Annotated in this window: 29 protein-coding genes; 18 read left to right on the top strand and 11 right to left on the bottom strand. The window is 56.7% G+C overall.

The window, feature by feature from the left end; genetic code table 11:
- The first annotated feature begins 124 nt into the window (after positions 1 to 124).
- Positions 125 to 520, top strand: a complete 396-nt coding sequence (locus AO242_RS24430; RefSeq protein ID WP_099270723.1) for a transcriptional regulator — start codon at positions 125 to 127, stop codon at positions 518 to 520.
- 178 nt (positions 521 to 698) lie between these two features.
- Here the strand turns inward: AO242_RS24430 and AO242_RS24425 are convergent, their stop codons facing one another.
- The 4 genes from AO242_RS24425 to AO242_RS24410 all read right to left on the bottom strand — a co-directional run bounded on the left by AO242_RS24425 (position 699) and on the right by AO242_RS24410 (position 3,374).
- Entirely contained in the window at positions 699 to 1,568 is an 870-nt protein-coding gene (locus tag AO242_RS24425) for a DUF6279 family lipoprotein (RefSeq protein WP_099270721.1), read from the bottom strand.
- Positions 1,569 to 1,631: 63 nt separating this feature from the next.
- A complete protein-coding gene (locus tag AO242_RS24420; RefSeq protein WP_099270719.1) occupies positions 1,632 to 2,357 on the bottom strand; it encodes a TorF family putative porin in 726 nt (241 codons plus the stop codon).
- Between the two features lie 144 nt (positions 2,358 to 2,501).
- The gene (locus AO242_RS24415) at positions 2,502 to 3,014 is read right to left on the bottom strand and encodes a hypothetical protein (RefSeq protein WP_099270718.1); all 513 of its coding nucleotides are present in this window, start codon (positions 3,012 to 3,014) and stop codon (positions 2,502 to 2,504) included.
- 171 nt (positions 3,015 to 3,185) lie between these two features.
- Positions 3,186 to 3,374: a hypothetical protein gene (locus tag AO242_RS24410; protein ID WP_027898056.1), complete on the bottom strand. Its 189-nt coding sequence runs from the start codon at positions 3,372 to 3,374 to the stop codon at positions 3,186 to 3,188.
- Between the two features lie 362 nt (positions 3,375 to 3,736).
- On the opposite strand from AO242_RS24410, the gene AO242_RS24405 reads away from it, so the two are divergent.
- Entirely contained in the window at positions 3,737 to 4,573 is an 837-nt protein-coding gene (locus AO242_RS24405) for a CvfB family protein (protein WP_099270716.1), read from the top strand.
- Positions 4,574 to 4,691: 118 nt separating this feature from the next.
- Positions 4,692 to 5,093, top strand: a complete 402-nt coding sequence (locus AO242_RS24400) for a DUF2177 family protein (protein ID WP_099270714.1) — start codon at positions 4,692 to 4,694, stop codon at positions 5,091 to 5,093.
- 223 nt (positions 5,094 to 5,316) lie between these two features.
- On the opposite strand, the gene AO242_RS24395 is transcribed toward AO242_RS24400, so the two are convergent.
- Positions 5,317 to 5,697: a hypothetical protein gene (locus AO242_RS24395; protein ID WP_099270713.1), complete on the bottom strand. Its 381-nt coding sequence runs from the start codon at positions 5,695 to 5,697 to the stop codon at positions 5,317 to 5,319.
- Between the two features lie 249 nt (positions 5,698 to 5,946).
- Between AO242_RS24395 and AO242_RS24385 the strand changes: the two genes are divergently transcribed.
- The 3 genes from AO242_RS24385 to def all read left to right on the top strand — a co-directional run bounded on the left by AO242_RS24385 (position 5,947) and on the right by def (position 7,911).
- Entirely contained in the window at positions 5,947 to 6,138 is a 192-nt protein-coding gene (locus AO242_RS24385; RefSeq protein ID WP_099270710.1) for a CsbD family protein, read from the top strand.
- A gap of 222 nt (positions 6,139 to 6,360) precedes the next feature.
- Positions 6,361 to 7,323, top strand: coding sequence for a YihY/virulence factor BrkB family protein (locus AO242_RS24380; protein ID WP_099270708.1), 963 nt, complete (start codon positions 6,361 to 6,363; stop codon positions 7,321 to 7,323).
- Between the two features lie 48 nt (positions 7,324 to 7,371).
- Complete coding sequence (gene def / locus AO242_RS24375; RefSeq protein ID WP_099270706.1) at positions 7,372 to 7,911, top strand: peptide deformylase; 540 nt, start codon at positions 7,372 to 7,374, stop codon at positions 7,909 to 7,911.
- A gap of 374 nt (positions 7,912 to 8,285) precedes the next feature.
- On the opposite strand, the gene AO242_RS24370 is transcribed toward def, so the two are convergent.
- Positions 8,286 to 8,696, bottom strand: coding sequence for a GNAT family N-acetyltransferase (locus tag AO242_RS24370; protein ID WP_099270703.1), 411 nt, complete (start codon positions 8,694 to 8,696; stop codon positions 8,286 to 8,288).
- 438 nt (positions 8,697 to 9,134) lie between these two features.
- On the opposite strand from AO242_RS24370, the gene AO242_RS24360 reads away from it, so the two are divergent.
- From AO242_RS24360 to AO242_RS24340, 5 genes are all read left to right on the top strand, one after another.
- Positions 9,135 to 9,926 (top strand): phosphate/phosphite/phosphonate ABC transporter substrate-binding protein, encoded by a 792-nt coding sequence (locus AO242_RS24360; RefSeq protein ID WP_099270699.1) that lies wholly within the window; start codon positions 9,135 to 9,137, stop codon positions 9,924 to 9,926.
- 215 nt (positions 9,927 to 10,141) lie between these two features.
- Positions 10,142 to 11,155 (top strand): ABC transporter substrate-binding protein, encoded by a 1,014-nt coding sequence (locus tag AO242_RS24355; RefSeq protein ID WP_027901886.1) that lies wholly within the window; start codon positions 10,142 to 10,144, stop codon positions 11,153 to 11,155.
- Between the two features lie 45 nt (positions 11,156 to 11,200).
- Entirely contained in the window at positions 11,201 to 11,740 is a 540-nt protein-coding gene (locus AO242_RS24350; protein WP_099270697.1) for a GNAT family N-acetyltransferase, read from the top strand.
- Positions 11,737 to 12,228 (top strand): hypothetical protein, encoded by a 492-nt coding sequence (locus AO242_RS24345; RefSeq protein ID WP_027901888.1) that lies wholly within the window; start codon positions 11,737 to 11,739, stop codon positions 12,226 to 12,228. The genes AO242_RS24350 and AO242_RS24345 overlap by 4 nt, the downstream gene beginning before the upstream one ends.
- Positions 12,229 to 12,270: 42 nt before the next feature.
- Complete coding sequence (locus tag AO242_RS24340) at positions 12,271 to 12,708, top strand: nucleoside deaminase (RefSeq protein ID WP_099270696.1); 438 nt, start codon at positions 12,271 to 12,273, stop codon at positions 12,706 to 12,708.
- Between the two features lie 218 nt (positions 12,709 to 12,926).
- On the opposite strand, the gene AO242_RS24335 is transcribed toward AO242_RS24340, so the two are convergent.
- A complete protein-coding gene (locus AO242_RS24335) occupies positions 12,927 to 13,925 on the bottom strand; it encodes a diaminopimelate epimerase (protein WP_099270694.1) in 999 nt (332 codons plus the stop codon).
- A 179-nt stretch (positions 13,926 to 14,104) separates the two neighbouring features.
- Between AO242_RS24335 and AO242_RS24330 the strand changes: the two genes are divergently transcribed.
- Complete coding sequence (locus AO242_RS24330) at positions 14,105 to 14,926, top strand: alpha/beta fold hydrolase (protein WP_099270692.1); 822 nt, start codon at positions 14,105 to 14,107, stop codon at positions 14,924 to 14,926.
- Complete coding sequence (locus tag AO242_RS24325) at positions 14,916 to 16,091, top strand: PAS domain-containing sensor histidine kinase (RefSeq protein ID WP_257153502.1); 1,176 nt, start codon at positions 14,916 to 14,918, stop codon at positions 16,089 to 16,091. The genes AO242_RS24330 and AO242_RS24325 overlap by 11 nt, the downstream gene beginning before the upstream one ends.
- A 138-nt stretch (positions 16,092 to 16,229) precedes the next feature.
- On the opposite strand, the gene AO242_RS24320 is transcribed toward AO242_RS24325, so the two are convergent.
- Together AO242_RS24320 and AO242_RS24315 are read right to left on the bottom strand one after the other, a co-directional pair.
- The gene (locus AO242_RS24320) at positions 16,230 to 16,853 is read right to left on the bottom strand and encodes a LysE family translocator (protein ID WP_099270690.1); all 624 of its coding nucleotides are present in this window, start codon (positions 16,851 to 16,853) and stop codon (positions 16,230 to 16,232) included.
- Between the two features lie 52 nt (positions 16,854 to 16,905).
- Positions 16,906 to 17,742 (bottom strand): AraC family transcriptional regulator, encoded by an 837-nt coding sequence (locus AO242_RS24315; RefSeq protein WP_027901894.1) that lies wholly within the window; start codon positions 17,740 to 17,742, stop codon positions 16,906 to 16,908.
- Between the two features lie 221 nt (positions 17,743 to 17,963).
- Here AO242_RS24315 and AO242_RS24310 point away from each other — a divergent pair, with 221 nt between their 5' ends.
- Positions 17,964 to 19,148, top strand: a complete 1,185-nt coding sequence (locus AO242_RS24310; RefSeq protein WP_099270688.1) for a GAF domain-containing sensor histidine kinase — start codon at positions 17,964 to 17,966, stop codon at positions 19,146 to 19,148.
- 1 nt (position 19,149) lies between these two features.
- On the opposite strand, the gene AO242_RS24305 is transcribed toward AO242_RS24310, so the two are convergent.
- On the bottom strand, positions 19,150 to 20,253 hold the full coding sequence (locus AO242_RS24305) for a DNA alkylation repair protein (protein ID WP_099270687.1): 1,104 nt from the start codon (positions 20,251 to 20,253) through the stop codon (positions 19,150 to 19,152).
- A 297-nt stretch (positions 20,254 to 20,550) separates the two neighbouring features.
- On the opposite strand from AO242_RS24305, the gene AO242_RS24300 reads away from it, so the two are divergent.
- Together AO242_RS24300 and AO242_RS24295 are read left to right on the top strand one after the other, a co-directional pair.
- Positions 20,551 to 20,877 carry a hypothetical protein gene (locus tag AO242_RS24300; RefSeq protein WP_099270685.1) on the top strand — a complete coding sequence of 109 codons (327 nt, stop codon included), beginning with the start codon at positions 20,551 to 20,553 and terminating at the stop codon, positions 20,875 to 20,877.
- Between the two features lie 51 nt (positions 20,878 to 20,928).
- Positions 20,929 to 22,083: a PQQ-dependent sugar dehydrogenase gene (locus AO242_RS24295; protein WP_099270683.1), complete on the top strand. Its 1,155-nt coding sequence runs from the start codon at positions 20,929 to 20,931 to the stop codon at positions 22,081 to 22,083.
- A gap of 138 nt (positions 22,084 to 22,221) precedes the next feature.
- Here AO242_RS24295 and AO242_RS24290 read toward each other — a convergent pair whose 3' ends face one another.
- Entirely contained in the window at positions 22,222 to 22,530 is a 309-nt protein-coding gene (locus AO242_RS24290) for a PepSY domain-containing protein (protein WP_099270682.1), read from the bottom strand.
- A gap of 445 nt (positions 22,531 to 22,975) precedes the next feature.
- On the opposite strand from AO242_RS24290, the gene AO242_RS24285 reads away from it, so the two are divergent.
- Positions 22,976 to 24,286 (top strand): MFS transporter, encoded by a 1,311-nt coding sequence (locus AO242_RS24285; protein ID WP_099270680.1) that lies wholly within the window; start codon positions 22,976 to 22,978, stop codon positions 24,284 to 24,286.
- 824 nt (positions 24,287 to 25,110) lie between these two features.
- The gene (locus tag AO242_RS24280) at positions 25,111 to 25,821 is read left to right on the top strand and encodes a hypothetical protein (RefSeq protein ID WP_257153501.1); all 711 of its coding nucleotides are present in this window, start codon (positions 25,111 to 25,113) and stop codon (positions 25,819 to 25,821) included.
- Positions 25,822 to 25,902: the final 81 nt, after the last annotated feature.

The raw sequence follows: 25,902 nt of genomic DNA, 5'->3' as shown, positions 1-25,902 counted from the left end.
ATTCGATCACCATCGGGCGGCTTCGGCTGAACGGGGCGCTTCAGCACCTGTCACAATTTTCAGCTGCAAGCCTGATGGCCAGATGTCACGGGCCATTCACCCATGTTGACTGGAGGTAATAACAATGGACAAACCTTATGACTGGGACCTCGTTGAGCGCCTGTTGCACGAAGTACAGAACAGTGCCGACGACACTTTCAAACCCCGCGAGTACGCAGAGGACCACGCCGCCGCGTCAGCTGCAGTGGGAGAGCCGGTAGCAAATCTGGATCACCTGAAGGTCGTTGCCAGTGAATACGAGAAGCTGCTGCTGGACCGCGGGTTTATCCAGTCACGTCCGGAAGCAGAGGGCGGCAACGGTGAAAACTTTGTCCTGACCCCGCGCGGCGCACAATTGCTGGCGTTGATCGACAGCAGCATCCCCGGCAATGACCACCCGCGTCAGGTGCTGGATGAACAACAGGATGCGCTGGATCCGGCAACCTTTGAAGAGGTTGCGGCCAAAGCGCAGATTGCTTGAGGAATGCCTGCAGGCTGCTGAATTGAAATGCATCCCTGTAGGAGTGAGCTTGCTCGCGATAGCGCTTCGCCTGTCATGTATTTCGTGACCACATGAACGCGATCGCGAGCAAGCTCACTCCTACAGGGCCCAGGTATGGCGAATAGAGTGCATGCTCCCTCTTGCATGATCGACAGATTCAGCTTGCTTGAGCCGCCTTCAAACAGCTCAAATCCGTAAAGTCTTTTCTGGTGTCGGCGATCTTGCTCAGCAGGCGCTGGCGCTGCTCAGGCGTGCTCTGGGCCATCAGGTCCACCAGCAACGAGATGGCCGCCTGTTCGGTCCTGTCGTAGGCCTCGCGATATTCAGGCGTCCAGAACGTCTCGCGATCCTGCAGCAATTTGGCAATCTTCGAGGGGAAGTCTGGCGCTTTGCGATCCTGTACCGTCGCAACGAAGCGCTTCTGCCAACTGGCCCGGTTATCAAGCCATGCCCGATTCTGTTCGCCAAGCGATTGCGACCAGCTCTGAATGCGCTGCAGCTGTGCGGCGTTGAGTTTGCCCATCCACGGGGTCAGGCGTTTTTCCATACGCTCGGCACGGTCGCTGATCTGTTGGGGCAGGGGCTCTTTGAGGTATTCGTTCTCACGCTTGCGCTGGTCCTTGGCAAAGGCATTCTGCATCTCCTGCACCTGCTTGTCGTCCAGCTGGGCGAGCAACTCGACGGCAGACGGGGTGATCTGCCGTGATATCTGCCCGATCGCCAGCTTGGCCTCATCGGTGCGTGCCTGCAGTTCATCGGCCGTGACCTGATTGGTTTCGACCATGCGTTGCAGGCGGTCCAGCCATCCCAGATAGCCCGGCAATTGAGTCGTGCAGTGCCAGCTCAAATGCTCTTTGAGGCGCTCATCGAACCAGTCTTTTTGCGCTGAGTTCATCTCCAGATAGTCGCTGAGCGACCAGGGAATGATGATGTCGAGATTGCGGTACGCCAGCCCAACGCGCGTACAACCGCCAAGAATGAACACGGCCATCAACAATGAAATGAAGGCTTTGAACGGGGTACGCATAACGACTCCTCGATGGACCTGCTTGTTTGTGTAGAGCGGGCCAAAGAGTAGCAGTTCACTGCATCAGAAGAATGAACGCACAGCCTTGAGGGTAAGAGTGCCTTCGCAATTCGGATTGTGACCGCTGTAAGCGCTGCAACCGTCACCGGTCAGGCTTGAGCCGCTGTAGATCAGGTTCATGTCGAGCCCAAGCCAGGGGCGCGACAGATTCAGCGACCAGTCATTGAAACTGGTGACCATGCTGCCATCCGAGATTTGCTGTGGCGCATCGTACTGATGGTTGGCGTACTGCATGCGCACGCCCAGGCCCAACTGTTCGACTCCGCCCAGATCGACGATCAGGGTACTGTCACGACGCCCTACATCGTTGCTGAAAGCTGCGCCAATGCGGCTGTCGAGAATGCGCAGGCCAGCGTAAAACTCGTGTGTATCGATCTGACTGGTGTCCGGGTAGCTGTAGCGGATCATGCCCAGCTCGTAGCCGAGGGTCTGATCGAACGGCTTTTTGAACCCCATGTAGGAGTCCAGCTCCAGCGTGCTGTCCTCGGTAACGCCAACATTGGGCGTCCACTGGCCGAAGTAGAAGCCGCTGTCGTGGGTCAGGTCCAGCCCGCCATGGAATGACCCCGAGCCGCTCTGGGTTACCAGGCCTTGCGCCATGCTGCGCGTGGGCGATGTACCCAATTTCAGGCTGAAGTCCCCCAACTCCCGCTCAATTACCTGGGCGGATGCATGCTGACAAACAAGCAGGGCGCTTATGGAAAGCGCGTAATGGCGAAAATTGAGCATCGTGCTCACTCCTTCATGTTACGGAGGGGGCAGGTTGAAATGGCCAAAGGCCCAACGGGAAAAACAGGGGAGCCGCGATCTAGAGCCTCGCAGCATACCTACGAAAGTCGTAGAGCGAAGACCGTTCGTCGATCCACAGGGGAATCAGTTCGAAGCGGTCGCTTGAGCCGGAGGGATAATCAAGCCGCGAATGACCACCAACGCCTGATCAAACGACGGATAGCCACTCTTGGCGACATCCAGGTCAGCGTACTCGGCACGGTATTCTTCGGACTTCTTTTGATCGGTCATGCTGAGCTGCTGGGAAAGCAGCGCGATTGCCAGCGGGTGTTTGTGTCTCGCGGCATCTTCAAGCAATTCGATTACCCTGGGCTGATCTGATTGTTGACGAATCAACAGCACCGCCAGGTAAAACTCGGCTTCGCCCGTGGCGTCATTCACACCTGCACGGCGCAGCATGGCTTCGGCAAGTTCGTAATTCTCACGATCGGCTTCACTGATCAACAGCTTGGCTTGCAGCATGTCGTTCTGATACAGCAAATGCTCTGCGCGACAGTCGCTGCCAGAAGCGTGGCCGTCATCAGGGACCGTGTTGCAATTGTGAGACGCGCAACCTGTCAGGTAGATCAGTGCGCCGAACAGCATCCAGTTCTTCATTCGTGCATTCCGCAAAAGGCTGGCTTCAAGACATCATCCTGCCCGTCGTCGAGCGACTAGGCAATGGCGGCCTTGCAGTCAGGATGAAACGGGTATGTGCAACGAAGATTAGCAAGCTCTGGCGCCTTGAGAGTCAAGACGCATAGAGATCGAAAACTGGAACGAGGGGAATTACTTTTTGCCGAGGGTGATCTGTTTGGACGGGCCGAAAGTCTGGCCGCTGACGCCTTTGGCAATCTGCTGGATTTCGCCACCGGACTTGAGGAAAGCAGCAATCTGGGCGTTGATCGAGTCGCTCGTTTCAACGGCTGGAGCTGGCTTTGCTTTCGAGTTGGATGCTTTTACACGCATGGCTGCCATTAACCTATATAAACTTGATACGGCCAGCAATGGTACACGAATGGCTTGACAATTGCTTGGGAAATATCCTCTTAAACCCGTGGGAAATAATCTGGCCGTGGGAGCTAAATATTTAACAATATCGGGCTAACCGTTTGTTTTAACTGATAAGTTATTTCATCAGTTATTTTTCAGCGCCTGATATACAAGCATTTATAGCGCCCGTGCATCAGACGAATGGAGCGGATGACGGGCCCATCGCCATCAAGCAAATATTTGATTTTTTTGGCCTTTTTGAATGTCGGGTGCAGCGACATTCTGCGTCAGCCTCATGGCCCGCAAACTCGGGTAGAATGCCGCCCACGTAATGAGGGTATTTGCACATGGCTTTAATCGGGCGTTACAACAGCTTGCAAGTGGTTAAACACACTAACTTCGGTCTTTATCTGGATGGCGGGGCGGACGGCGAAATTCTGCTGCCCAATCGTTATATTCCCAAAGATATTCCCAGCGAAGATGAAGACTGGCTCAACGTTTTCATTTATCTGGACAGCGAAGACAAGCTGCTGGCCACCACAGAAAAACCCAAGGTTCAGGTCGGTGAGTTCGCCAGCCTGAAGGTGGTTGAAGTCAACAGCATTGGCGTGTTCCTTGACTGGGGCCTGCCCAAGGACCTGCTGCTGCCTTACTCCGAAGAGAAGCGCACGTTACAGGCCGGTGATTACTGCGTGGTGCATGTCTATCTGGACAAACACACCCGTCGCATCACCGCGACTGCACGCCTGGACCGCTATCTGGACAAGACGCCTGCCAGTTACAGCGTGAGTCAGGAAGTCGACCTGCTGGTGGCTGAAGCGACTGATATGGGCTTCAAGGCGATCATCAACAACAAACACTGGGGCCTGATTCACAAGAATGAGGTCTTCAAGTTCATGCGCGCCGGCAAGCAGGAAAAGGGCTACATCAAGGAAGTCCGCAGCGATGGCAACATCAGCCTGAGCCTGCAACCGGTGGGCGAGCAAGCCGCCAGCAGCCTGAACAACAAGATCCTCGGCAAGCTGAAGGAAAACAACGGCGTACTGCCGGTCAGCGACAAGAGCGATCCGCAAGTCATCAGCAACCTGTTTGGCGTCAGCAAAGGCAATTTCAAGAAAGCCATTGGTGCGTTGTACAAGCAAGGCCAGATCGTGATCCACGCAGACCGCATCGAACTGGTCTGACGTTCATCGGTTAAAGCAGGGACGATGGATCGTTCCTGCCAGGCATGGGGTCCAACCCGTCAATGCTCATCAAGGTCGCTCCGCGCAATGCGGACCCACTCAGACAAGGACGCCTTCCATGAAAAGAAACCTCACTGCTTACTTCAGCATCTTGCTGACCTTTTTGGTCCTGGACGGCATCTGGCTGGGCTTGTTGATGGGGCCGAGCTATCGGGCGTGGCTTTGGCCGTTGATGGCCGACAAACCGGTGGTTGCGCCCCCCGTGGTTTTCTACCTGCTGTACGCCTTTGGCTTGCTCGTCCTGGCGGTGCAATCAGGGTTGCGTCGCGACAGCGTCAGCCACGCGGCCAAGCGCAGTGCGCTGCTGGGGCTGGTTGCTTACGGCACCTATGACCTTACCAACTGGGCCACCCTCCAGGGCTGGCCTGCGCAGCTGGCGTTGGTGGATCTGGCGTGGGGAACGTTTGCGTCGGCGGTGGCGGGGACGGTGGCGTTTCTGGTTGCTCGACGGGTTGCTTGATACTTGGCGCATAACTCGATTGGAACGCCTTCCTGTCTATGGATGGCGCAGTCTCCAAGGCCCCCCCACTAACGCAGAAGCCACAAGACCTGTAGGAGTGAGCTTGCTCGCGATGACGTCGGTTCAGGCGATAAATTCGTAGACCCTATGACCGAATCGCGAGCAAGCTCACTCCTACAGGGTCCCGCGTTTGCTGCGCGACAGAGTTGCGCAGTTCAAAGCATCAGGGCTGCTGAAAATCCGCAAAGCTCAATCCCGCACCCAGCGGCCTCACATCCTTCAGATAAGAATCCTTGTCCGCGCTCAGCTCCAGGCTGACGGTGGACTTGCGCTGGCCTTTATTACGAATCACCAGACCTTCCATGTGATCACGCAGGAATACAGTGGTGACCTTCAAATGCAGTAATTGGTCGCTGCTCGGCGTGTAAAGCAGTAGATGCATCCATTCGTATTGACCCACCGCCAGACGCGGTACGGGCAAGTCGAACCACCAGATGTTCTTGTTGGTATTCAAGGTTGCAAAGTGGGTGTTGTTGGTACCCAGCACGGCACCGCCCAGTTCCTGGTTCCGGCGTGCGATGGCCTGCTTTTTATCGAGTTTCATAATGTTCCTGCGGATCGTTGTATTCAGCGCGACGGGCATTGGCCCGACGCAGCCGGATTGCGTTGCGCATTCTCGTGGGTTGCTGCGCAAACTTAAAGCCAAAGTTTTACCGAGCGGTTTTATCAAGCTCATGAGCAGCAGACGAACGGCTGTCACGTTCATGAAAATACTTGAAACTCTGCGCAAAAGGGGCAGGTCAATCATTACGTCGAGGCGATGACCTCTCATTGATTCTGCGGAGTAAGACCTATGAGCAGCACTGGCGATAAAGTTAAAGGCATGGCTAACGAAGCAGTCGGTAACGTCAAGCAAGGCGTGGGTAAAGCAACCGACAACTCCAAACTGAAAGCTGAAGGCAAGGCGCAAGAACTCAAAGGCGAAGCGCAGCAAGCCGTAGGCAAGACCAAAGACGCCGTGAAAAAAGGCGTCGATAAGGCATAAGCCTGAGGATCCGGGGTAATCCTGGTATTAAGAAACGGCCATCTTCGGATGGCCGTTGTCATTTTCGGTGTCTGGAAACCAAGGTTTTGAAACCTTTTTCAGGCCGTTCAGTCCACTGAATTAAGGTAAAACGCCAGTATCTGCGAACAGCTTGTGTGAGAGGCGCAGTACCCATCAATGTGAATGTGTAAGCTGCGTCAGTTATGTAGCGAAGGAGACGCCATGATTTTCCCGGAATTGCGCCAACTGCCACTGGGCAAGGTGATGGTCCGTACGGTTAGCGAATTTCTCGATGACGAGATGTCCACCTATGCGTCGGCGTTGGCCTACCAGATGTTGTTTTCGTTGTTTCCTTTCCTGCTGTTTCTGATTGCCCTGATCGGTTTTCTGCATCTGCCGGATTTCTTTTCCTGGCTCCGGTTGCAGTCAGAGCTTGTCTTGCCGCCTCAGGCACTGGAGCAGGTCAACCCGGTAATTGATCAACTGCAGCAATCCAAAGGCGGATTGCTCTCGATTGGTATCGTCATCGCTCTATGGACTGCCTCCGCGGGTGTGCGCTTGATGATGAGTGCGATGAACGCCGCCTATGACGTGGTTGAAGCCCGTCCGGTCTGGAAACGCATTCCGCTGTCTGTGGCTTACACCATCGGTATCGCCATGATGATGCTGGCGGTGGCCGCGTTGATGGTCACCGGGCCGCAAGTCATGAACTGGATTGCCGCGCAAATAGGAATGGAAGATTTCATCGTCACGCTCTGGACCATCCTGCGCTGGCCGCTGATCGTCATGCTGCTGATGGTGGCTGTGGCATTGATTTATTACGTCATGCCGGACGTGAAGCAGGAGTTTCGCTTTATCACGCCAGGCTCTGTGCTGGCGGTCGTGGTGTGGATTATCGCCTCGTTGGGCTTTGGTTATTACGTCAAGACGTTCGCTGACTACAACGCCATGTACGGCAGCATCGGTGCAATCATTGTCTTGCTTCTGTATTTCTACATCTCGGCAGCGGTGCTATTGCTGGGTGCCGAGATGAACGCCGTAGTCGAGCATATGTCGGTTGAAGGCAAGGACAAGGGCGAGAAAGTAGAAGGTGATGGCGCAATCGAGTCCACAGAGAAACAGCACGTTTCCGGTCTGGGGCGTGACCATTCTCTGCCGCTGCCTGCCAAGGCCGGGGAATCCTGAGCCGGAGTGTGGCAGGATGAGGTTTTTTCGCTAAGGAGCCCGTCCCGCATGATCCACCCCATTCTGAAAATGGGCGATGAACGTCTGTTGCGCATCGCCCCACCTGTGCCTCAATCGATGTTCGGCAGCGCTGAGCTCAAGACCCTGATCGCCGACATGTTTGAAACCATGGAAAGCGTCGGCGGTGTTGGTTTGGCGGCTCCGCAGATTGGCGTAGACCTGCAACTGGTGATCTTCGGTTTTGAACGCAACGAGCGTTATCCGGATGCTGAAGCCGTACCTCAGACGATATTGCTTAATCCTGTGATCACGCCGTTGCATCCGGCCGTTGAAGAAGGTTGGGAAGGCTGCCTGTCTGTGCCGGGTTTGCGTGGCGCGGTTAACCGCTTTCAAAGTATCCGTTACGAAGGTTTCGATCCGGACGGCCAGCCGGTCCTGCGCGACGCCCACGGCTTTCATGCCCGCGTGGTGCAGCATGAATGCGACCACCTGATTGGACGCCTTTATCCTTCGCGTATTACCGACTTCAGCAAGTTCGGCTTCATGGACGTGATGTTCCCGGATATGGATCCGAATGCGGATGAGTAACGCCTAGGCAGAGTGCATTTATGCTTTGAGCTGGAATGCATTCTTGTAGGAGATTCCCGTCGTCGAGACTCCGCGCTGTCATGCAGCAAACACGGATCTGTTGGAGCGAGGCTTGCCCGCGAAGAAGACGACGCGGTACATCCAGCCCCACTGCGTCATCGTTCTCCGCGGGAAAGCCTCGCTCCAACAGAATCCAAATGCTTTTTCTGTAGGAGTGACCGGGGTGGCGATCCACATTGCTCGCGATTGCGTCAGGTCAGACGACATCTTCTTAACAGATCTAATGCTTTCGCGAGCAAGCTCACTCCTGCAGGGTCAATGTTTGCTGAGCGACAGCGCAGCGTCTGGACGACCGCTACACTCCTCCAGGTCAATCACCGCTCCCAGCGCATCGCCAGCAGTGCTTTTGTCTTCTGATACCGCGCCAGCTTGTCCGCCAGCATCGGCGGCAAATCTGTTGTGAGTGCAAAGGCTGACCGTTCGTAAAACCTCACGAGATCCGGGTGGCAAAACAGCCAGACCGGCCCGTTCAGATCCTTGAGCGCGCTGGCGATCAGTCGTCCTGCAATGGTCCGTCCTCGCCACTGCGGCGCTACGAACAGCCCGGTCAACCAATACCCGTCAGCCACCGGCATAAGACTCAGTGCGCCAATGATTTCCTGCTGCCGTGCCACCCACATCTGTGCCGCTCCGGACGAGCGCATTGGCGAGCGATGGGCGCGGTAGAACTTGTCCAGCAGGGGCTGGCAGAGCGACGGTAGAGGGCAGAATTCAGTCTCGGACATCAGGCAGGGTGCACTTCAGAAGGGCAGCAGGAATGGCCGGGTATCATAGCGTCGAATGGGTGTATAAGAGAGAACAGATCCTTGACCCTGGAGCACGCATCATGAGCAAAGGTATGGATTCAAAGAAAGCCGCGAAGAAAAAGCCCGCCAAGACCGCCGACGAAAAACGCGCCGACAAAAAAGCCAAGAAATCCGATACGGGGCTTTTTGGGCATTGATCTCAGGGAGCCTGGCATTTGGGCTGAAACAGGATTCACTGTGGGAATTTATTCGCGAAGGGTGCCTTCCTGAAAAATATCCGGGTCTGACCCACCGCATTCGCGAATGAATTCGCTCCCACAAGTGCCGCTTGGTACCTTGCGCGAAGTCTTACGGGCTCCTGCGCATGCTACGCATTTTTCATCTATGGTTGGCTCAACCGTTTTGACCGGATTTGCCATGATTCAGGGTTTCGCCGAATTATCGATGTACACCGCACCAGAGCGCGTCGCGCAGGCCAGTGAGACGTGGCTTGCGCGGATCGTCGAAGTGCTCGGCGCGCAACGTTTGCAAGGCGCGCTCGATCTGCCAGAACTCTGGCTATCCAATCAGTTACTGCTCGCACAGACCTGCGGTTATCCGTTGATGACGCTGTTGCGTGGCAAGGTTCGCCTGATCGGGCGGCCTGCTTACGAGTTGCCCAACAGCGCCGATGGTCTGCATTGCAGCCTGCTGGTGATCCGGGCTGATGACCCTCGTCGATCAGTCGCGGACTTTCTCGGCAGCCACGGCCTCGTCAACAGCGAAGACTCCAACTCCGGTATGAACCTGTTGCGGCATACCGTTGCACCGCTGCAGCAAAACGGGCGGTTTTTCTCGCAGGTATCCCTTACCGGCGGCCATCGTCACAGCCTGCGCTGGCTCAAGGAGCGGCGCGGTGATATCGCAGCCATCGACAGCGTGACCTTCGACTATCTGGCCCGGGATGCCAGCGAGGAGGTCCGCGGTTTGCGTATTCTGGCGCGCACTGCTCATGGCCCATGCCTGCCTTTCATCACGTCGTTGAGCATCGATGTCGCTCAGGCAGAGGTCATCCGTCATGCCATGAATCAGGCTCTGTCGGACTTGCCGGATGTCGCACAGGCGCTGGCGATCAGTCAGGTGTTGGCCGCCCACCAAGACGATTATCAGATACTGCTCGACTATGAACGTCAGGCGGCCGAGCAAGGGCTGCCTTCATTAGCTTTTTAAGACAGGAGGCAACTTGTTGGCGAGATGGGCTGACGCGGTTCTTCAAGCACTTCGCGCTCCTGCCCGTGCATTGCGAAGGCTCTGACGTGTCGCTCCAGAAGCAGGCCGCCTATGCATGAGTACAACTTATCGCCGTCTGCCGATGTCGATACCTTTCAAGTCTATCTAACAACGAATTTCCCAATCAGGCCGGGCCCGGCCATCCAGAGGTGACCATGACATCAATCAGAACCCTGCTCGGCTGTTCACTCCTGGCCCTTGGCCTGTTGGGGCAACCCGCAGTGGCGGCGGAAAAGGCGGCACCGATCAACTTCGGCGACATCACCTGGGAAAGCGGCAGCTTGATCACGGAGATCCTGCGCACCATCGTCGAGAAAGGTTATGGCTACCCCACCGATAAGCTGCCGGGCAGCACGGTGAGCCTCGAAGCCGCATTGGCGAAAAACGATATTCAGGTCATCGGCGAGGAGTGGGCCGGCCGTAGTCCTGCCTGGGTCAAGGCCGAAGCCGAAGGCAAGGTCCATGGGCTTGGCAATATCGTCAAAGGCGCGACCGAAGGTTGGTGGGTGCCGGAGTTCGTGATCAAGGGCGATCCCGCCAAAGGCATCAAACCGCTGGCCCCTGACCTCAAGTCGGTGGCTGACTTGCCTCGCTACAAAGACGTCTTCAAAGATCCTGAGTCGCCGGACAAGGGCCGTTTCCTCAACAGCCCCACTGGCTGGACGTCAGAAATCGTCAACACGCAGAAACTCAAGGCTTATAAGCTCAATGACAGCTACGTGAACTTCCGGACCGGTTCGGGCGCGGCGCTGGATGCAGAGGTCAGTTCTTCGATTCATCGTGGCAAACCTGTGCTGTTTTACTACTGGTCGCCGACTCCGCTGCTGGGCCGCTTCAAACTGATCAAGCTGGAAGAGCCGCCGTTCGACGCCGAAGCCTGGAAAACCCTGGCCGACGCCAATAACCCGAACCCACGAGGCACTCGTTCACTGGAGCCGCGCCTGAGCATCGGCGTCTCGGATGCATTCCACAAACAGTATCCGGACCTTGTCGCGTTTTTCGAAAAGGTCGACCTGCCGATTGACCTGCTTAACCAGACCCTGGGGCAGATGAGTGAAAAACGTCAGCAGCCCAAAGAGGTTGCCCAGTTGTTCCTCAAGCAGCATCCTGAAGTCTGGAAGGCCTGGGTGCCCGCCGACGTGGCCGGGAAAGTCAGCAACGGCTTGTGAGTCTCTGCGCTCCCGGCAGAACCCTGAAAGGCTGATGGTTGAGCCATGACCACTGACGTTGTACTCGAGACGCAGCGCATGATTCTGCGCCAGTTAAGCAGCGCCGATGTGCTGCCAATGGCGCAGATCCTCAGTAATCCTGAGGTGATGCGTTATTCGGTGCGGGGCGTCCTCAGCGAGCGCGCAACGGCGGAGTTCATTGACTGGTCTATGCAATCTTATGCGCGCAACGGCTTCGGGCCGTGGGCGGTGGTCGAAAAAGCCAGCGGTGTCCTGTTGGGGTTTTGTGCTCTGAATCGTGAGAGCGTCGACGGCGCTGAAGAAGTGGAGATCGGCTATCGCCTGGCGCCGCAATTCTGGGGGCGAGGCCTGGCCACGGAGATTGTCCGTGCGACGCTGGCTTACGGCTTTGAACACTTGGGGCTGCGCTCGATCATCGCCATCGTTCAGCCCGCCAATGTTGCTTCCGTGCGCGTGATTCAGAAGGTGGGTTTCAATGCATTTGTTTACAGCCAGTACCACCGGTTAGGCGTGAAAATCTATCGTTTGAACCGGGATGAGTGGTTGGCGGAGGAGACTTCATGACCCTGCACAAGTCAGTGACCGGCAACTTGTTTTTTGCCTTGCTGCTTGGCCTTTGGACAAGCGTTGAGCAGAGTGTCCAGGCTTCAGAGGTTGATGACAGCGCCTTGGCGTATGTCGAAGACCGGCACCTGGGCGAAAGCCTTGGCTGGCTGGGCTATCAGGTTGCTTCGCGTACTGCCACGTTTGGCAGCATCGTCGAGTCGGTTGGCAAGACGCAGGCGCAGGAACTGGTCAAAGATGAGTTGCAGCGTTTGCAGCCGCAGTTCCAGTCGCAATGGGATCGCAACATGGCTGCCGCCTATGCGCAGTCCTTCAGCGCTGATGAATTGCGCGCACTCAACCGCGGCGACAAAGAACCGCAACTGGCCAACAAACTCAGGGCCAAACAGAATGACGTCGGTACCGACATGAAGGCGCGCTCGGCCGACCTGCTCAAAGAGTTTGTTTCGCAAGCGCTGAACAGCGCTATGGCGAGGCTGCCACAATGATGCACATTACTTTTCTTCAGACTCAGGAAACGAGGTAGAACCATGGACCCATTCATGCAGGCCGCAATCGACGAAGCTCAACTGGGGCTGGCCGAGGGCGGTATTCCCATCGGTTCGGTCATCGTTCATGACGGTCAGATCATCGGCCGCGGTCATAACCGTCGGGTTCAGGAAGGCAGCGCTATCAAGCACGGGGAAATGGACGCGCTGGAAAACGCGGGCCGCCAGCCTGCCAGCGTTTATCGCGACGCCGTGCTCTACACCACACTGTCACCTTGCTCGATGTGCAGCGGGGCGATTCTGCTGTACGGCATCCGCAAGGTCATTGTCGGTGAGAACCAGACGTTCATGGGCGAAGAAGCACTGCTGCGTTCACGTGGTGTGGACGTCGAAGTGATCGACAATCATGCCTGCGTCGACATGATGAAAGGCTTCATCGTCAGCAAGCCAGAACTGTGGAATGAGGATATTGGGGAGTAGGGCGTAGCTGTACAAGATTTACCTGTAGAAGGTCGCCCAGTCTCCCTGACATACCGCTGTCGCGCAGCAAACGTGGCTCCCTGTAGGAGTGAGCTTGCTCGCGATAGAGTCAGTTCATGCGATGAATTCGTCGGCCATGAAATCGAATCGCGAGCAAGCTCACTCCTACAGGTCCATGTTTGCTGTGCGACGGGGGATGTCCCGCAGGGAAGTGGTGTTTACTCGCCTGCTACCTTCGCCACCCCGAACAACGAAACCCGCAATTCTCCGTTGTGCTCTTCCAGCCTCACCGGTGCCGTTCCGCCCGGCATGCTGACATGAACCAATCCTGCTTCCACCAACCCTGCATGCCAGGCTGCGCTGGCCACGGCGCAGGCGCTGGTGCCTGAAGATGCCGTGGGGCCTTCGCCGCGTTCGAAGACCCTGGCCACGATTTGATTGGCGGATTGCACCCACGCCCATTGCAGATTCACCCCGGCTGGGCAAGGTTCGCCTGTGCCGGATTCACCTTTGGCAAAGGCGATACGCGTCAACGCCGCGTTCAATGCTGACTCCTGCAACGCCTCGAAAGACGGTAAGTCCGCTTCATCACTCACCAGCGTGACGCAATGAGGGTTGCCAATGCGCACGAAAACGCTGTGGTCCCATTGGGCATCAATCTGCGCCAAAGGCTTTACCCGATTAACCGCGCGACCATTGAGCTGCGCGGGCTCCAGGCTTTCGCCAAGCGCGCCAACCGCTTGCGGGCCGAAAGACGGATTTCCGAGTGCCAGCCAGAAACCATGCTCGCCATTGACTGTAGTCGGCTCAACCCGAGTGCTGACCGGCGTCGCTGTGTCGCGATTATCGTGATGAACCCGCAGCTCAAAGCCTTGCGAAGCAACATAAGCAGAGTCAGTCAGGAAGCGGGCAAAAATGGTCATGCCGTTGCCGCTGCGTTCGGCCAGCGTACCGTCTGTATTGACGATCAATAGGTCAAATGGCGCTGCCTGCTGAAAAGGACCGACCAATAATCCATCTGAACGGTGCGCCTTTGCTCCTGCCGGGCGCGTGCCCTGTGGCCAGTTGCACAAGGCATGCACTGCGGCGGCGGCCCATTGTTCTCTATTCAAGGCAGCATCGGCTGCGTTATCAGCAATCGCGATGCCCCGTTCGCGCAAGTTCTGAGGCGTGCAGACGATATAGATATTGCCGCGTGCGTCGTAAGTCTGACTCATGAACGGTTCACAGTTTGTTTAAAAAACAGCTATTGAGAAGCAGCCCCGAGCGCCGAAGCAAGCTTTTTCATGGAACAGATGCTTTCGTATGAGAGGTTCCTGTCTGGAACGATGCTAATCTCGTTTAATTCATTAGTGGCAATCTGATCACCTTTTGGGTCAGTGTTGGAGGCATACGGATGTCGGTGCAGTTACGCAATAACGTCAGGGTCACGGGAGAGGGGCCTGCAACCCTCGTGTTTTCCCATGGCTTCGGTTGCGACCAGAACATGTGGCGATTCATGGCCCCGTATTTCGCCGAGCGATTCAAGGTGGTGGTCTACGACCTGGTTGGTAACGGCCAGTCGGATCTGTCTGCCTACTACAAGCGCAAGTACGACTCTCTGGATGGCTACGCCAGTGACTTGCTCGAGGTCGTCAAGGAATTCGCCGGGCCGGGCCCGGTGATCCATGTTGGCCATTCGGTCGGCTCAATGATTGGCGTGCTCGCAGACCTGCGCGACCCCGGCCACTTCGCGGCGCAAGTCATGGTCGGCCCGTCGCCGTGCTACATCAACGACGGTGACTACGTGGGCGGTTTCACCCGGCAAGACATCGTTACCCTGCTCAGCACGCTGGCAGCTAACTATTTTGGGTGGGCCAGTACCATGGCTCCGGCCATTATGGGTGCCCCCGATCAACCCGAGCTGGGCGAGGAATTGACCCATAGTTTCTGTCGCACCAACCCGGAAGTTTCCCAGCAGTTTGCCCGCGTCACGTTCACGGCGGATAACCGTAAGGATGTAGCGCAGTTGCCGACCAAAACCCTGGTATTGCAGTGCAATCAGGATTTTATCGCGCCACTGGACGTGGGCGATTATCTGCAGCGGGTGATGCCTGACTGCACGCTGAGGGTTATCGATAACATTGGCCATTGCCCGCACATGAGTAATCCTGACGCATGTATTGTCGCGATGGATGAGTTCTTTGGCACGTCTGGAGTGGTGACTCTTGCCGGTTGATGTCGAGTTGAGCGCTGACAGCGACCTGCTGTTCGAGGGCGCGGCCTGTGGTCTGCTGCTGACTCGCGAGGACGGCACGATCCTGCGGGCCAATCTCACTTTCTGCCTGTGGATGGGCTCCGATTCGGCGAGCCTGGCTGGAACCCGCTTTCAGGATTTGATGAGCGTAGGGGACAAGATTTTCCAGCAGACACACTGGGGGCCGCTGCTGGAGATGCGGGGCTCCGTGTCGGAGATCAAACTCGACCTGGTGCGGCATGATGGTCACGCCATGACCATGATGCTCAATGCCATACGACGGGAAACGCCGCAGGGCGTGGTGCATCACCTGTCAATTATGAGTGGCGAAGAACGCAACAAATATCAGCGTGAACTGGCCGAGACGCGTCAGGCGGCTGAAGAGATGCTGTTGCAGCAACTGGCCTCTCAGAAGGAACTGTCCTCCGTGCAGAACCGGCTGCGTATGGCTCAGACCGAAGCCGATATTCGTGCCACTTTCGCTGAGCAGATGGTGGCCATCGTCAGCCACGACCTGCGCAATCCGCTGGCGGCGATCAAGATGGCGGCCGGGCTGATCGGGCTGGAACCGCTCAGCGACAAACAACAGCGCAGCCTCGGGCTGGTCAATCAATCGGTGGGGCGCGCGCAGCGTTTGATTGTCGATCTGCTGGACTTTACTCAGGCGCGAGTGGGCAGCGGTATTTCCGTGCTGCCCCAGCCGGTGCAGTTGCATGAAGTAATTGCCGCCAGCGTGGCGGAGCAACGGCTGTTATTTCCGCGGCGCGTGCTGATTCACGAATGTATTGGCGACGGCTTGTGCACGGCTGATGCCGACCGGCTATTCGAGCTGGTTGATAACCTGGTGAGCAACGCCGTGGCTTATGGCTCAGCCACAGGGGTTATCACCATCACCTCGGCCTTCGATGCACAGTGGATCCGCATCGCGGTGCACAACGTCGGTCCGCCGATACCGCCGGATCGGCTTGACGGCCTGTTCGAACCCATGCCCCACGGCGTGGCTGACGATGATCCGAGTCGCAGCATCGGCCTTGGCCTGTTTATCGTCCGCGAAATCGCCCGCGCTCACTGGGGCGACGTCAGCGTTACCTCGACTGCCGAACAGGGCACAACGTTCACCATCAACCTTGCGCGGCCAGTGAGCTGATACCGCCTGACATAAAATCTGTAGGAGTGAGCTTGCTCGCGATGGCGTTTAATCAGACACAGCTTTGTAACGGATATACCGCCATCGCGAGCAAGCTCACTCCTACAGGTCACCCGTTTGCAGTGAAATCTGCATAGCTCAAACCCACACCGTCATCCACGTCGACACCAGCAGTAACAGCGCCATGCTCCGGTTGAACCGTTGCATACCCGTTGGTGACCGACAAAACCGTGCAGCGCTGACGCCCAGCCAGGCCCATGCGGTCATGCAGGGGATTGCGATCAGGAAGAACATCAACGACAGGTAAACCACGCGCATACCTCTGTCGGCTTCGGTCCCGGCAAAAACGCTGACCACTGCCAAGGCCATCATCCACGTCTTCGGGTTGACCAACTGCAGGCTGGCGGCCCCGAACAGGCCCAGTCGGGTGCCTTTGCTGTCCGTGGTGTTTTTATTTTCCGTGCCGTTCGGATCGATAGCTGCGGCCGGGGCGTTGAAAATCTGCCAGGCCATCCAGCTCAGCCAGGCAATTCCCACCCACGACATCGCCGTCTGAATACCTTGATGCCGAGCCAGCACATCGCCAATGCCGGTGCCCACCAGCAACACCAACGCCGCGGCGCCGCCACACGCGCCCAGCACGATAGGCGTCACCACGGCCCAGCCGTGTCGCGAACTATGGGTCATGACCAGAATATTGGTCGGGCCGGGGGTGATGGATGACACGAAGGCAAACAGCACAAAGGGCAAAAACTGGTCCATGGAGCGCTCACTGGTGATTGATCGTCAGTCGATCATCGCCATTGGCGGAGCCTCAGTCTGGAAGGTTTGAGCACCGTTTGCGGTAATCGGCTGGGGTCATCCGGTAAGCCCGCTGAAACCAGCGCCCCAAGTGGCTTTGATCAGCAAAACCGAGCGCAGCGGCGGTTTCAGCCGGGGATTGACCGCCCGCCAGCAAGCGCCGCGCCTTGGCCAGCCGCAGTTGAATCAAATAAGCGTGCGGCGCGATGCCGAAGGCGGCCTTGAACGCCCGGGTCAGCCGAAAGCGATCAACGCCCGTAACCCGCGCCAGATCGTCCAGACCAATGTCGTGGCTGGCGTGGCTGTGTAGAAAGTCGCGGGCTATCTGCGCTACCCGTGGCAAGCGCGGGTCGGGCGAGACCTGGGTCCGCCAGCGCAGATGGCGGGTCAGGTTCGACAGCAGGTCATCCAGTGCGGTCTGACGCACGATGCGCAGCTCGGCTCCGTGCAGCGTCTGGAATGCGTTAGCGGTGGCAGTGGCCAGACGCGTGTCATCAGCCTGCGTGTCCGCGAAACTTATCTGGCAGTCAGCCGGTGTATGTTCGAACAGCGAGCGTAACTCCCGGTCCAGCCACTTCGGGTCTACATACAGGGTGAGGTAGGTAAAGCCTTCCGGGGAGGGGGCGTCACCGTCGTGGATTTCGCCGGGCTCCAGCAGGAAGATCCGGCCAGGTGTGCTCACATGGCGTTTTCGTCGGCAATGGAATTGCTGCACGCCCTGTTCGGTGATGCCCACCAGATAGCTGTCATGCCAATGCGGATCGTAGGCATGCCCCTCAAAATGCGCGCGAATCGTCTCGATGCCGGACTCGCTGTCCTGCTTCAGATCGATCCAGTTGCTGTTGGTCATGGCAAGGTCCTGTTGGCACGATGTTACGGGGCGGTGCATTTGATCAACGGTTCATCCTGAAAGATTTTCGACGGGCGAGGCGCTGATGTCTGGAAGATTTGTGCACGTTGAGTTTATTGTCATGGTCGGACGCAGTTCCCGACTTCTGGTTTTACGATCATGGCGTCTGGCCGCTACAATGCCGCCGATTTTCTCTCTTTCACGTTGATGACAGGAACGCCATGAGGCAGACCATCGCCGAAGATGTCGCATTAATCAGCCGGATCAGCGCGGTTCCCGCCATGCTTCAGGTGATCAGCGAGACCACGGGCATGGGGTTCGCCGCTGTTGCGCGCGTGACCGACACCTCATGGACCGCCTGTGCGGTGCTCGACAAGCTGAATTTCGGCCTCAAGCCCGGCGGCGAGCTGGAACTGACCACAACTATATGCCACGAAATCCAGTCTTCCCATTTGCACGAGGCGGTGATCATCGATCATGTCGGTGAAGACGATCACTACCGCACGCACCACACGCCGCGCATTTATCAGTTCCAAAGCTACATTGCCGTACCGGTATTCCTGTCAGACGGATCGTTTTTCGGCGCCATCTGTGCGCTGGACCCTAAACCCGCCCAGCTCAAGGCCACGGCAATCGAGGCCTTGATGACCTCGTTCGCGCGGTTGTTGGCGATTCAGATCGAGGCCGAAGAAAAGCTGGAGCAAGTCAAAGCCGATCTGCGAGCAGAGCGCGAAGTAGCAGAGTGGCGTGAGCAGTTTATTGCCGTATTGGGCCACGACCTGCGTAACCCGCTGTTTGCGATTACTGCCAGCGCCGAGTTGCTGTTACGGCGTTCTCTGGACGAAAAGGCCGCAAAAATTGCGGGTCATATCCTCACGTCCGGAAGGCGCGCTTCGCAATTGGTGGACGACGTGCTGGATTTTGCCCGTGGGCGATTGGGGCATGGTATTCCATTGAGCCTGCATGAGTGTCGGGATCTGGGAGCTGCGCTCAGTCATGTAATTTCCGAAGTGCAACGTGTTCATCCAACACGTCCGATTCGATCCTTTATTGGCGCCCTCGACAGCATCCGGTGTGACCGCGAGCGGCTGGCGCAACTGCTGTCCAATCTGGTCGCCAACGCGATTTCCCACGGTGACGCCAACGGGGTCGTGGACGTAGCCGCCCGGGTTGAAGCGGGGGAGTTCCTGATGACAGTCACCAACCAGGGCGTGCCGATCCCCGATGATGTTCTGCCTCATCTCTTCCAGCCGTACTCGCGCCCTGGAGCCGAAGAACCTCAGGCCGGGCTTGGACTGGGTCTGTACATCTCCAGCCAGATAGCACTGGCCCACGGCGGCATGCTGACGGTGCATTCCAGCCATGAAGACGGCACGACTTTCACTTTCCGCATGCCGTTGAGCTGACTCACGGCAGCAGTTCGAAACGACTGCTGGCCAGGCATTCGCCGTTGATCAGAACATCCAGTTCATGCACGCCCGGGTAATGCACCCGGGTGGTGAAATTACGCACCTGAAGTTTGCGTGTCACGTTCACCGACTCGCCGGGCCCCAGCTCCAGCGTCTTGAGCTTGAAGACCTTGGCTGAGGTGCCACCGGACTTCTTCACGTAATGAATCGCGTAATCGATGATCAGCCGCTGGGTTTGCCCGGCGGTCGACGTCAGCTCGAAAGACAGACTCAGGTCGTCACCCAGACGAATCGTGCCGGGAGTGACGCTAATCAGCGCTACACGCACTTGCGGCTTATGTCCTGCACCCATGATCGTCAGCGCACGACGGTCACCTTTTTTGATCAACGAGCGTAACGCGTGCCGGGCGATCCAGGCGGTGTGCGGGTTTTCCAGCGACCAGCCTTCGATTTGCGCCAGCACCCAGTCGGGATTGTCCTTGGTGATGTCGTTCAGGTGATTGGCCACCGACTTGCGCACATACAGGCTGCTGTCAGCCTTGAGGGTGTCGAGGATCGGCAGCACTGGAGTCGGATCAACCATCAGCGTTTCAAGGCGGAACGACCATGGTAGCCGCGGGCGACTGCCTTCACTGGCCAGTCTGCGCACGTGTTCATTTTCGTCCAGTGCCCAGCCTTGCATGATCAGCAGCGCCCGCTGGAAATCCAGACGCAGGAAGTGCCGCACGGCAAATTCAGACGAGCCAAAGGTCGTGAAGAACTTCAATGCTGCCATAGAGCGTTCGAAGTCATGCTGACCATAGAGCGCCACGTATTCCGGCAGGATCAGGCTGACAAAGCTGCTGTTCAGGCGTGGCGCGAGTTCGTACAGAATTCCCAGTGCCTCGGGGTAATCCGCAGGCAAGCCAGCATGCAACCCGCGACTGACGCGGTTGAGCCGTTGCATCAGCGACTGGCTGTCCAGGTCGTGGGCCACATGCGCCAGAAACGCTTGCGTATCGAAAGCGGGGTAAATCGCCGTTGTCTGTTCGGCGATATGCTGCAGCCGCGGCCGATTGAAAATCTCCTTCAACGCCGGCGCGGCCTGGGTGGTGTCGGTCATGGGGATAGCGTTCTCTTGAAGGGACAGATTATCGGTCGCGATCTGCAGTGAATGTACTGGCCTTCTCCCGGCTAAAGCCAGTCCTACAGATCATAGACATCCGTAGGACCGGCTTTAGCCGGGAGAGGGCCGTCACGTTCGCTGCATCTACAGCAGTATGAATACGAGGCTCGCTGCACATCCTTGTTACAAACTCAAACCCGCGCAGGTTGCTCATCCACCCTGTTGGAGGCGAACCTAGTAGTGCTATCGCCATCAAACACCCGGATCGTTACCGTTTCCAACAGAAGGTAAGTGATGAACAGTTTTGCGCGACGCATTGTACTCCTCACCCTGGGCGGCCTTATGACAGCAGGCTTGACCAGTGTTGCCCAAGCCCAGACCTTGCCCAACAGCACGCTCAATAACGGCAATTCCACTAACAGCCCTATTTATCGCGCCAATCCCAATAGCCGCCAGGGCACCGTCCCGGCCACACCGCCTGTGCGTGGCCCGAGTACGGCCCCCAATCCGCGACCGCCTACGCTGGAGAATGGCGGCATAGGCAATGGTTATCCGACCCGCCAACAGGCGCCTCGCCCGGCCGACAACAATAGCGGGCAGAACCGTAAAAGCACTGATTGAGACCCGCGTCCCCCTCTCATGGGGGCTTTTTCATGACATAAGGAATCGTCCATGCATTGCAAAACCCTGATCGCAACGTTGTGTGCCAGCGCATTGCTGAGTTTGCCGCTGAGCGCTGCTGCGGGTCCCGTCCAGGATTTCAAGACCGAGCAAGGCACCCTCAGCGTCGAAGAAGTGGCCAAAGGGCTCGCCCATCCATGGGCTGTGGCTTTCCTGCCGGACAACAAGGGCATGCTGGTCACTGAAAAGCCGGGCAACCTGCGCGTCGTATCTCCTGACGGCACCTTGTCCCAACCGCTATCCGGCGTTCCCAAAGTCTGGGCAAACGGGCAGGGCGGTTTGCTGGACGTGGTCCTGTCCCCGGACTTCGCCAAGGACCGCATGGTTTACCTGACTTTTTCCGAAGGCAGTGAAGACGGCAAAACCGCCGGAACCGCAGCAGGGCGAGGGCGCCTTTCTACGGACCTGACAAGGCTTGAAGATTTCAACGTGATTTTCCGTCAACAGCCGAAGCTGTCAGTGGGCAACCACTTCGGCGCGCGGATCGTCTTCGATAGGGATGGTTATCTGTTTATCGCCCTCGGCGAGAACAACAACCGGCCCACCGCTCAGGACCTGGACAAGCTTCAAGGCAAAATCGTGCGCCTTTACGCCGATGGCAAAGTCCCGGATGACAACCCGTTTGTTGGCCAGAAAAATGTGCGCCCGGAAATCTGGTCGTACGGCCATCGTAACCAACAGGGCGCGGCGCTCAACCCATGGACTGGCACCTTGTGGACCAATGAACACGGGCCTAAAGGTGGCGATGAAGTGAACATCATCGAGCGTGCTCAGAACTACGGCTGGCCGCTGGCAACCCACGGCATCAACTATTCGGGAGAGGCGATTCCGGAAGCTAAAGGCAAATTCGTCGAAGGTACGATCAAACCTTTCCACGTCTGGGAAAAATCACCGGGCATCAGCGGCATGGCGTTTTACGACGCGTCACGCTTCAAGGCGTGGGATCACAACCTGTTTATTGGCGGGCTGGCATCGGAAGATTTGATTCGTCTGGAGTTTGAAGACGGCAAGATCGTTCATGAAGAACGTTTGCTGAGCGAACTGAAGAAACGCATTCGTGACGTGCGTCAGGGACCGGATGGTTATATATATGTGCTGACCGATGAAGATAACGGCCAGTTATTGAAAGTAGGTTTGAAACAGTAACTTCTGTTACGTAAACAGATGATGTACACAGAACGGTAGGACCGGATTTATCCGGGAGACATTCTTCAACGCAATAAACCAGATTGCTTGAAAAACTGACTCCCGGTTAGATCCGGTCCGACAAAACTGCGTTAAGTCTTACTTATCTTGCTTGTCTTTCACGATCGCACCGGTCTTGGCGTTCACGTCTACATCCCACTCCACGCCTTTGGCATCGCGCAGTTCAACCTGATAGATGTAGTTGCCTTGTGCATCCTTATCCAGCTCGGTGTCATGAATGGTGAAGCCTGGGTGCTTGTCCTGCGCCATTTTATTCAGCTTTTCGAAGTCCATGATCGCACCGGACTTGAGCAGGCCAGGGATTTCGTCCGGACGTACGTCGGCTTGTGCAGCACCGGCAGCGGCAGTAAGGGCAACAGCAGCAAACAAGGCATTCAAAGTTTTCATGGGTATTCCTTTTGATTGATCTGATGTTATTGATCTGGAGGCAACTGATTCGTTCCGTTTGCCTGTTGAAGCCAGATTAGCCAGTGATACTTAATTCATGCTTAATCTTGAAACGGGTTATTCACACGTCGTAGGACCGGCTTCAGCCGGGAGGCGTTATTCCAGACGAAATAGTTGCAGGACCGGCTTCAGCCGGGAGGCGTTATTCCAGACCAAATAGTTGTAGGACCGGCTTTAGCCGGGAGGGCGTTAATCCAGAAGAAATATATGAAATGCGTGTACCGACCCCTCCCGGCTGAAGCCGGTCCTACAGATCTGTGTTCGCAATACGGGGTTCGTCTTGGCAATCACTCACCAGACCCCCTAGCCATTAGCCCTTATTTTGCTATTCTTCGCGCCCTGCGACGCTGTGTCGCGTCTTTACTCTTCCGTGTCCGGGGTCCTTATGACGGCCATTGCTCGACCACGTCCCCAGCCGCTGTCCCGGGCTGACTATAAAACCCTGGGCCTTGCGGCGTTGGGCGGGGCGCTGGAAATCTATGACTTCATCATTTTCGTGTTCTTTGCACTGACGCTGAGCCAGCTGTTTTTTCCGCCGGAAATGCCCGAGTGGCTACGTCTGCTGCAAAGCTTCGGGATTTTCGTGACCGGTTATCTGGCGCGGCCGCTGGGCGGGATTCTCATGGCGCACTTCGCCGACCGCCTGGGGCGCAAGCGGGTGTTCAGCCTGAGCATCCTGATGATGGCGCTGCCATGCCTGTTGATTGGCGTGATGCCGACCTACGCGGAAATCGGTTATTGGGCGCCGCTGATCCTGTTGGCATTGCGCATCCTGCAAGGCGCGGCAGTGGGCGGCGAAGTCCCTAGCGCCTGGGTGTTCGTCGCCGAGCATGCACCTGTAGGTCATCGCGGTTATGCCCTGGGTGTGCTGCAGGCCGGGCTGACCTTCGGTTACTTGCTGGGCGCGCTAATCGCAACCTGGCTGGCGAAAGTCTTCACCCCGGCGGAAATCCTCGATTACGCGTGGCGCATACCTTTCCTGCTGGGTGGCGCATTTGGCGTTCTGGGTGTCTGGTTGCGCCGTTGGTTGAGCGAAACACCGGTGTTCATGGCTATGCATGCCCAACGTGAAACCGCCACGGAATTCCCCCTGACCGCGGTGCTGCGCAAGCATCGCCAATCCCTGTTGCCCGCCGCCTTGCTGACCTGCGTGCTGACCTCCGCCGTGGTGGTGCTGGTGGTGATCACTCCGACAGTCATGCAAAAACGCTTTGGCATGAGCGCCAGCGATACTTTTGCCCTGAGTAGCCTTGGCATTGTGTTTCTGAATATCGGCTGCGTGCTGGCCGGTATGCTGGTAGATCGCATTGGTGCGTGGCGTGCAGTGATTGTCTACAGCTTGTTGCTACCGCTAGGCATTGGCCTGCTCTACATGAGCCTGATCGATCAGTGGCTGGTGCCGGGTATTGCGTACGCGCTGGCGGGGCTGGCCTGCGGCATCGTCGGTGTGGTGCCTTCCGTGATGGTCGGCCTGTTCCCGGCCGACATTCGCGTGTCGGGCATCTCGGTCACCTACAACATTGCGTACGCGCTGTGGGCCAGTACCACGCCGCTGCTGTTGATCGCCCTGATGCCATGGAGTCCTTGGGTCTGCGTTGGTTATGTCGCGATTATGGGCGCGGTTGGCCTTGGGACTGCGGCAGTATTCGGTTTGCGTCGCGGGATTAAGGTCGATGCGATGCTGGCCAGCAACTGAGTGGACGCGCCCTGACACAGCGCTTTCGCATGGCAACAAATGACCTGTAGTCGGTCTAGCCCCGTCTTCGACCGCAGCAAGCATCGTATCTGTTGGAGCGAGGCTTGCCCGCGAAGAAAGACACACGGTGCGTCTGGCTTACCGAGTCGACTGGTTCGCGGGCAAGCCTCGCTCCAACAGATACGGTTTATTCAGCGAGGATATTTTTTGATGAGGGCTGTCGAAGGCTGCGATAGCGGTGCGTGAGAATAAACGCTTCGCAACCTTCTACCTCTTCAGTTCCTGAATCCATCCTGACTCATGAGGGCACAGAACACACACTAAGAAAATAATATCTGTCAGCCCGCATCCATTATTTATGTGGGAAAACTCTTATTGCAAAGACACATCCGAAAACTTTCTCTGTAAGTAACTTACAAATCGCTATATTTGTAACGAATGATTGTAATTGTTATTCCGAATGTTTATCGTTTCTGTCTATACAAGTCATGGTCTCCACGTAGTCCTGGCTTGTTTGAACTACGTTTACAGATGTATCCGAGCTCTATGTAGGAAGATTCTCTTTTGGCTAATAACCGTGCTCGTTTTCGCCATGCGGCTTTGCGCTCGTGGGGCTCTGGCGTTATGCCTAAGGCTTTTGAATTGACCTGCAGTCATCACAAGGAATGTAGATAGAGAATTCTCTTGCGGATTCGATCAGGGAAGAGGTTGTGACTACGCCCTTTTTATATCCGTGGAATAGATTGTTGTCGACCTGTTAAGGCGATGTGTGAACCAACAATAAAAACTGCACAACACAAACGTAAATAAAAGGGAGTTATATCATGAGCGTTTTGCTTTCTCGGGAGGATGGTCAGGCGTGGGGGCAATCAGTAGGTGTACCACTTGCCGAGATGGGCCTGGGTTTCCAGCAAATGGTCGCTCGTCAGGCGGCATTATCCAGAACAGAGTTGTGTGATCGACAGGTCGCCTTGCTGGGACCGCAAGGGAAGCTATCGATGTTCTCCCGGCAAGTTGCCGCGCAGGGCCGACAGGCTCCTTTGCTGGCTGAGCTGCCGGAATTCAGTGATTTCGAGCGTCTGCGTCAGGTTGAAAAAGCCGTTGATTTTGTCCTCGGCCTGCATCATCGACGGACACTGACCGGTAACCCTTTTCATGATCTCTCACGGCAGTTGCTATGTTGCATGGTGTTCGACGATCAGGCGGCGTACACCCTGGCAGAGCGCTTTGCGGCTTCTGAAGCATTGCGTCAGCGTGACAGCCTGTACTTCATTAACCTCATCGCAACGACCCGGCATACCGTCGAGCGGCGTCTGGTTTTCATGGGGCTGCTGGAACACTTCGACGCGCTGTTGCCCATCGAACAGAGCATCTACCCCGTTGATTACCGTTTGGCTCAACAAAGACACCTGGATCAGGAAGAAGCGCTGTATGGCAGGCTGGAACTTAAAAAAAGCGTGAGTCAACTGCTTGAGGAGCACACCCCGGAGTGGTTGCTGACGAACCTCTGTGTGAGCGCGATTAACGATGATTGAGCGGGGCTCAGCACTTCGCTGATAACTGTCATGGGATTGACCTGCTGATGGCTACCGCTTCTGACCAGATCTGGAAGCGGT

Source organism: Pseudomonas sp. ICMP 561 (genome assembly GCF_002699985.1).
Lineage (GTDB): Bacteria > Pseudomonadota > Gammaproteobacteria > Pseudomonadales > Pseudomonadaceae > Aquipseudomonas > Aquipseudomonas quasicaspiana.
The sequence above is the reverse complement of the archived record's forward strand: the minus strand, read 5'-3'. Positions and strand labels throughout refer to the sequence as shown.

Excerpts from the sequence above, each read along its gene's own strand:
- AO242_RS24430 (WP_099270723.1), top strand. The coding sequence starts at position 125 with ATGGACAAACCTTATGACTGGGACCTCGTTGAGCGCCTGTTGCACGAA.
- AO242_RS24425 (WP_099270721.1), bottom strand. The coding sequence starts at position 1,568 with ATGCGTACCCCGTTCAAAGCCTTCATTTCATTGTTGATGGCCGTGTTC.
- AO242_RS24420 (WP_099270719.1), bottom strand. The coding sequence starts at position 2,357 with ATGCTCAATTTTCGCCATTACGCGCTTTCCATAAGCGCCCTGCTTGTT.
- AO242_RS24415 (WP_099270718.1), bottom strand. The coding sequence starts at position 3,014 with ATGAAGAACTGGATGCTGTTCGGCGCACTGATCTACCTGACAGGTTGC.
- AO242_RS24410 (WP_027898056.1), bottom strand. The coding sequence starts at position 3,374 with ATGGCAGCCATGCGTGTAAAAGCATCCAACTCGAAAGCAAAGCCAGCT.
- AO242_RS24405 (WP_099270716.1), top strand. The coding sequence starts at position 3,737 with ATGGCTTTAATCGGGCGTTACAACAGCTTGCAAGTGGTTAAACACACT.
- AO242_RS24400 (WP_099270714.1), top strand. The coding sequence starts at position 4,692 with ATGAAAAGAAACCTCACTGCTTACTTCAGCATCTTGCTGACCTTTTTG.
- AO242_RS24395 (WP_099270713.1), bottom strand. The coding sequence starts at position 5,697 with ATGAAACTCGATAAAAAGCAGGCCATCGCACGCCGGAACCAGGAACTG.
- AO242_RS24385 (WP_099270710.1), top strand. The coding sequence starts at position 5,947 with ATGAGCAGCACTGGCGATAAAGTTAAAGGCATGGCTAACGAAGCAGTC.
- AO242_RS24380 (WP_099270708.1), top strand. The coding sequence starts at position 6,361 with ATGATTTTCCCGGAATTGCGCCAACTGCCACTGGGCAAGGTGATGGTC.
- def (WP_099270706.1), top strand. The coding sequence starts at position 7,372 with ATGATCCACCCCATTCTGAAAATGGGCGATGAACGTCTGTTGCGCATC.
- AO242_RS24370 (WP_099270703.1), bottom strand. The coding sequence starts at position 8,696 with ATGTCCGAGACTGAATTCTGCCCTCTACCGTCGCTCTGCCAGCCCCTG.
- AO242_RS24360 (WP_099270699.1), top strand. The coding sequence starts at position 9,135 with ATGATTCAGGGTTTCGCCGAATTATCGATGTACACCGCACCAGAGCGC.
- AO242_RS24355 (WP_027901886.1), top strand. The coding sequence starts at position 10,142 with ATGACATCAATCAGAACCCTGCTCGGCTGTTCACTCCTGGCCCTTGGC.
- AO242_RS24350 (WP_099270697.1), top strand. The coding sequence starts at position 11,201 with ATGACCACTGACGTTGTACTCGAGACGCAGCGCATGATTCTGCGCCAG.
- AO242_RS24345 (WP_027901888.1), top strand. The coding sequence starts at position 11,737 with ATGACCCTGCACAAGTCAGTGACCGGCAACTTGTTTTTTGCCTTGCTG.
- AO242_RS24340 (WP_099270696.1), top strand. The coding sequence starts at position 12,271 with ATGGACCCATTCATGCAGGCCGCAATCGACGAAGCTCAACTGGGGCTG.
- AO242_RS24335 (WP_099270694.1), bottom strand. The coding sequence starts at position 13,925 with ATGAGTCAGACTTACGACGCACGCGGCAATATCTATATCGTCTGCACG.
- AO242_RS24330 (WP_099270692.1), top strand. The coding sequence starts at position 14,105 with ATGTCGGTGCAGTTACGCAATAACGTCAGGGTCACGGGAGAGGGGCCT.
- AO242_RS24320 (WP_099270690.1), bottom strand. The coding sequence starts at position 16,853 with ATGGACCAGTTTTTGCCCTTTGTGCTGTTTGCCTTCGTGTCATCCATC.
- AO242_RS24315 (WP_027901894.1), bottom strand. The coding sequence starts at position 17,742 with ATGACCAACAGCAACTGGATCGATCTGAAGCAGGACAGCGAGTCCGGC.
- AO242_RS24310 (WP_099270688.1), top strand. The coding sequence starts at position 17,964 with ATGAGGCAGACCATCGCCGAAGATGTCGCATTAATCAGCCGGATCAGC.
- AO242_RS24305 (WP_099270687.1), bottom strand. The coding sequence starts at position 20,253 with ATGACCGACACCACCCAGGCCGCGCCGGCGTTGAAGGAGATTTTCAAT.
- AO242_RS24300 (WP_099270685.1), top strand. The coding sequence starts at position 20,551 with ATGAACAGTTTTGCGCGACGCATTGTACTCCTCACCCTGGGCGGCCTT.
- AO242_RS24295 (WP_099270683.1), top strand. The coding sequence starts at position 20,929 with ATGCATTGCAAAACCCTGATCGCAACGTTGTGTGCCAGCGCATTGCTG.
- AO242_RS24290 (WP_099270682.1), bottom strand. The coding sequence starts at position 22,530 with ATGAAAACTTTGAATGCCTTGTTTGCTGCTGTTGCCCTTACTGCCGCT.
- AO242_RS24285 (WP_099270680.1), top strand. The coding sequence starts at position 22,976 with ATGACGGCCATTGCTCGACCACGTCCCCAGCCGCTGTCCCGGGCTGAC.
- AO242_RS24280 (WP_257153501.1), top strand. The coding sequence starts at position 25,111 with ATGAGCGTTTTGCTTTCTCGGGAGGATGGTCAGGCGTGGGGGCAATCA.